The organism is Campylobacter concisus, from assembly GCF_902460595.1.
Taxonomy (GTDB): domain Bacteria; phylum Campylobacterota; class Campylobacteria; order Campylobacterales; family Campylobacteraceae; genus Campylobacter_A; species Campylobacter_A concisus_BL.
On record NZ_CABPVA010000001.1, the window covers coordinates 941,114 to 946,344 of the forward strand.

The following is a 5,231-nucleotide window of genomic DNA, read 5'->3' on the forward strand; positions in this document are numbered from 1 at the left end:
GATTAATCAAAAAAGATTAATATTTCATAACAGATAATTACTAAAAAGAGTAAAATTATCTTAATTAAGTTTAAACTTAAAAATTAATTCTTTAAGCTTGGGTTAATTAAATGAAACTGAAATTTAAAAATCTAAAATATAATCCAACCTTTAAATTTAAAAAGGTTATTGATGGAAATTTTTATAGTCATAGTTTTATTTATTGCTTCAGTTTTTGCATTTATGAAATTTGCCCCTGTTTTTGGTGGCAGACCAGATGTTAAGAGTCAAAAGCTCATGGAAGTATCGCCAAATTTTAACGGCAAAGTTTTTATAAATTTAGAGCCAACGATCGATCTAGTAAATAAAAGTCCGCAAGCATCTATGCTAAATTTCACACTCCAAGCGCTCTTTCCACCAAAGGGCAAGCTACCAACTAAGCCTTTGCCAAATTTAAAATTTGACGCAAATGCCCTCAAAAATGGCGAATTTATCTGGCTTGGGCACGTTAGCCTCATCTACAAGCTTGATGGCAAAACCATCATCACGGACCCAGTTTTGCACCGAGCATTTCCGCTGCCAGTTGGCGGCAAGCCCTTTACCTACGAGCACGCCATCACCGCCAGCGACTACCCAAAGGTGATCGACATCGCCCTCATCTCGCACGATCACTACGACCATCTTGACTATAAAACGATCCTTGAGCTAAAAGATAGAATTTGCAAGTTTCTAGTGCCACTTGGCGTAAAAGCCCACCTCGTAAAATGGGGCATAGATGAAGATAAAATTTACGAATTTGACTGGTTTAGTGATCAAAAAATAGGAAATTTAAACTTCACTTTTTGCCCTTCAAGGCACTTTAGTGGGCGCAAATTTAAAAGAAATGGCACGCTTTGGGGCGGCTGGGCAGTTAAAGAGGCTGGCTTTAGCTTTTATTTTAGCGGTGACGGCGGATATGGCAAGCATTTTAAGATGATAAATGAGAAATTTGGCGGATTTGATCTAGTTTTTATAGAAAATGGCGCTTACAGTGACGGCTGGCCCTACGTGCATATGCAGCCAGAAGAGTCGGCGCAAGCGCTAAAAGATCTTGAAGCTAAGCTTGGCATACCGGTGCATTGGGGCAAATTTGATCTTTCTTATCATGCTTGGGATGAGCCGATCAAGCGATTTATAAAGACAGCGGAAAAGCTTGAGCTAAATTTCGCCACACCGATGATCGGAGAGGTTTTCACCGCGCAAAATCCACCTATAAAAAAGTGGTGGGATGAAATTTAGGAATAAAATTTGCTCTAATTTTTAAAATCCAAAAGGAAGTGCAGATGAAAATTTCTGAAAATTTATCAAATTTAAAAAATGCCATCGACAAGGCAGCAAAAAACGACCTTGACTCGAGTGCGACTGGAAGCTTTTTGCAAAATTTAGAAAAAGCCAACAAAGAGACGGAAAAGATCTACGAAAAGCTTGAAAAAGAGCTAAAGAGCGATGCGCAGATGTTTAAGCAGTTTGACTTCATGCAGATGATGACAAAGCTTCAATACGGCAACCTAAAATCAAGCGAACGCGAAGAGCTGATAAACAAAATGAGCAAGATCGCTAAGGAAATTTAGCCGTTTAGTGTGATTTTACGCGAGCTAAATTTGGCTATTTTGCGTAAATTTATGTGGTTTTTTGCTGAGTAAATTTGCTAAAAAATATGAATTTACCTACTTGCTTGGCGGCTGTTAATGTCCTCACATTTGCCGTATTTTGTCAAGCACCTGTTGCACACTGGGCGTGTATGACAGCATCGGTATATCATATGCACAAAATCCCAGCAAATTTCTCAAATGTTTTTAGCCTCTAAATTTAAAGCTAGTCAATAAATAAAGGCAAATTTTAAAATTTCATGAGCGAGTAATTTCGGCTCTAAAATTTGAGCTAAGCGTTAAGCGAAGCCAAATTTTAGTAGTCAATTCTTAGGGCTGACTGAAAGTTTTGAAATTTGCGAAATACTTTTTTAGAAATTTAAAGTTTTGTTTCTTTGTTAAGGGGGAAGAGGCTTGAATTACGGTCTGCTTGCAGTTGCGAGCTTGTGAAGCAAAAGAGCTCCCTTCCCCCTTAACAATCCCCTGTCTGCTTTACAGTTACGAGACGAAGTCGAAGTAAAGCCTCGACGACGTTAGAGGTGCATGCGATAGCGCTTTGCACCGCATGCAATTAAAAAACCATATCAAATTTTAAAATTTGTGAACGAGCATATCACGGCTCTAAATTTAGTGGCGAGTGGCTATGAGCCCTAAATTTAGTAGTCTGCTAAGGCGAGTGAGTAAGATTTTAAAATTTGCAAAGATAGTTTTATTAAATTTATAAAAGAATAATTTTAAAGATTACCTATTTATATATGTAAATTTACTAGAGAGAATTTAAGAGCCAAAAAGGCTCTTAAATTTTAGTGGAGTTCGCTCCAGACTTTGCGTTTCCAAAGCCAAGCAAAAATTCCTAAGATAAAGAAGTAGATCATCACGTAAATGCCAGTGCTCTCGCGCTCAGCTTTTTTGCTATCGCCTACTTTTTGGATGTAAGATACTATGTCATCTTCAGCGGCTTTGTTTAAGCCAACTCTAGGCATAGCAGTGCCTGGAAGCATCTTTTGAGTATCGTTTATAAATTTATGCAAGTAGTCTGCACCTTTTGAGCGGATCATCATAGATAGATCGGGTGGGTTTGAACCCATATAAGCTGCGAGGCTTACTTTGTTGCCAAGAGTATATTTTTTATCATACTTCATATCGTGGCATCTTTGACATGCGTCAGCAAAGACCTTTTCTTCAGTGATCTTGCTCTTTGCATCTGCGTCAGCTGATACCTTTTTAAGGTAAGCAACTATGTCAGCGATCTCAGCGTTTATATCGCCGCCAACACCCATAAATGCAGTCATCGGATAAGGATGCTCGTCGTTAAATTTATGAGATAGTTTTACAGCCATAGTTGGATTTTTGATGAGCGCAGCTAAAAATCTCTCGTCATAAATTTTACCAGCTGTGCTAAGATCTGGTGGCACTACGCCAAAGCTTTGGCTAGCTGTCTCAGCGTCCATACTAGCTGGCATGCCGGCTGCTTCGATGCCGTGGCATCCTGTACATCCAGCTGCTCCAAATGTCTCAGCGCCTTTTGCAGCATCACCCTTTGCAAGGTCGATCGAATTTATATCAGCCCAAAAAGCTGTGTAGTCATCAAGAATTTTTTGTGCTGTCTCTACATCTTTTGTAGCTGCATCGATGCTAGCTTTGTTGCCGCTAGCTTTTGCAGCCTCAAGCGCCTCTTTTTTCTGCTCTAAAAAGTGTTTAGCGTAGTCAGTATCTTCTTTTGAGAAGTTATACTCAGCATTTGCAGTGTGTGGATGAAGCTTTGTGTGAGCGTAAGGCTCGATACCCCAGTATAAAATACCTGAAAGGATAACAACGATGGCAAAAATTTTAAGCTCTTTCATGATTAGCCCCTTTTTCTTTCAAGTATTGTGATAACTGGAAGTGCGATTATAAATAGCACTAAAAATAGCAGTGATGCATAAAATCCTATCCAGTCGTTGATACCGCCTGTTGGAAGCTTGCCATATACAGATAATACGATAAGGTCAGCAACTAGAACCCAAAACCATACGAAAAATAGTGGTCTTTTGTGAGCTGGTGCCACAAGGTCGCTTCTATCAAAGAGCGGTATAAGCATAAATGCCACGCCCGCAAAGGCAAACGCGATAAGACCGATGTTATAAGCTGAAATTCCTGCTATATCAAAGAAGAAGCCACGTAAAATTTCATATTGCCACAAGAAATACCACTCTGGATAGATGTGTGGTGGAGTTTTTAGTGGATTTGCTGGCTCAAAGTTGATAGGATCCATCGCAAAGCCAAAGTGATAGCAAACAAGATACATAACAAATATCATAAAAAATGATACATACATGAAGTCTTTTGCTAAAAATCCTGGCCAAAATGGTATAACTTTAGCTTTTGCTCTGTCGCCGTGTAGATAGACCTCAGCCTCTACGTCAAAGTCGATATCTTCGCTTGTTAGGTTATTTACATGTGGAACTCTTAGTGAGTAGAAGTGGATAACCAAAACAACGATAGTTACAAGTGGTAGCAAGCATACGTGAAGCATGAAAAATCTTGTAAGTGTCGAGTCGCCAACTGCATAATCGCCCCTGATCCACTCAACCAAAGCATCGCCGATAACTGGCACGCCACCAAAGAGCTGAGTGATAACAGTAGCCGCCCAGTAGCTCATCTGACCCCATGGGAGCATATAGCCGCTAAATGCCTCTGCTGAAAAACAGATAAATAGCACCATACCACTTACCCAAATGACCTCTCTGCCTCTTTTGTATGAGCCATAGTAAAGTCCAGTAAGCAAGTGGATATACATGATAAGAAAGATAGTCGATGCTGAAATCGCGTGGATATGACGCCACAGCCAGCCGTACTCGACCTCTTGCATGATAGTGTAATTTACGCTATCAAATGCTAAATGTATGTCTGGTTTGTAATACATCATAAGCAAAAAGCCAGTGATGATCAAAAGTAAGAAAAGTGTCGTTAGGATAACGCCCATCGCCCAAAGGAAATTTATATTTTTTGGGATCCAGTATTCGCTAACTAGAACCTTCATCAGTTTTGTAAAAGCTAGGCGCTGGTCAAGCCAGTCAATAACGCCAGTTGATTTATGAGATAAAGACATCGCTAACCTCCTAAGCTTTAGCTACTAATTTTTCATATTCTGGGCTTGTTTCGCCTAGAACTAGCTTGGTTCCATCTATCTTAAATGGTGGGATATCAAGCGGTCTTGGTGGAGGTCCGTATGTCTGTATGCCATCGACGTTAAATTCGCCGCCATGACAGGCACAGACAAAAATTTGCTTGCTAGACTTGTACTCAGGGATACATCCTAAGTGTGTGCAAAGTCCGATAAGAACTACATATCTCGCATCTCCAACGACAACATCTCTCTTGTCGTTTTTAGCCATATCTGGACTTTTTTTGAGGATGAAGATAGGCTTTTTACGCCACTCAACCTGTCTCATCTCGCCATCTTTGATCGGACTTAGATCGACGGTTGTAAAACCAGCAGCTTTTACGCTAGGGAGCGGATCCCAGGTCTTTTTCATGGCAACTAGTGACATCGCGCCACCCACAGCTGCCACTGCACCAAACGCAAGGCCGATAAAGCTTCGTCTTTCTTGCTTTACTGACATTAATTTCCTTTCTATAAAT

5 protein-coding genes are annotated in these 5,231 nt (G+C 40.2%); 2 read left to right on the forward strand and 3 right to left on the reverse strand.

All coding sequences use genetic code 11. From position 1 onward, the window contains the following. The first annotated feature begins 171 nt into the window (after positions 1-171). Together F3G86_RS04565 and F3G86_RS04570 are read left to right on the forward strand one after the other, a co-directional pair. A complete protein-coding gene (locus F3G86_RS04565) occupies positions 172-1,257 on the forward strand; it encodes an MBL fold metallo-hydrolase (RefSeq protein WP_149723108.1) in 1,086 nt (361 codons plus the stop codon). A gap of 44 nt (positions 1,258-1,301) precedes the next feature. After that, positions 1,302-1,589, forward strand: coding sequence for a hypothetical protein (locus F3G86_RS04570; RefSeq protein ID WP_021085374.1), 288 nt, complete (start codon positions 1,302-1,304; stop codon positions 1,587-1,589). Positions 1,590-2,410: 821 nt separating this feature from the next. Here the strand turns inward: F3G86_RS04570 and F3G86_RS04575 are convergent. The 3 genes from F3G86_RS04575 to petA are packed head-to-tail and all read right to left on the reverse strand — an operon-like array spanning position 2,411 to position 5,212. Next, complete coding sequence (locus tag F3G86_RS04575; protein ID WP_149723109.1) at positions 2,411-3,451, reverse strand: c-type cytochrome; 1,041 nt, start codon at positions 3,449-3,451, stop codon at positions 2,411-2,413. 2 nt (positions 3,452-3,453) lie between these two features. Then, on the reverse strand, positions 3,454-4,698 hold the full coding sequence (locus F3G86_RS04580) for a cytochrome b (RefSeq protein WP_149723110.1): 1,245 nt from the start codon (positions 4,696-4,698) through the stop codon (positions 3,454-3,456). Between the two features lie 10 nt (positions 4,699-4,708). Further along, a complete protein-coding gene (petA, locus tag F3G86_RS04585) occupies positions 4,709-5,212 on the reverse strand; it encodes a ubiquinol-cytochrome c reductase iron-sulfur subunit (RefSeq protein WP_103567972.1) in 504 nt (167 codons plus the stop codon). Positions 5,213-5,231 lie beyond the last annotated feature (19 nt).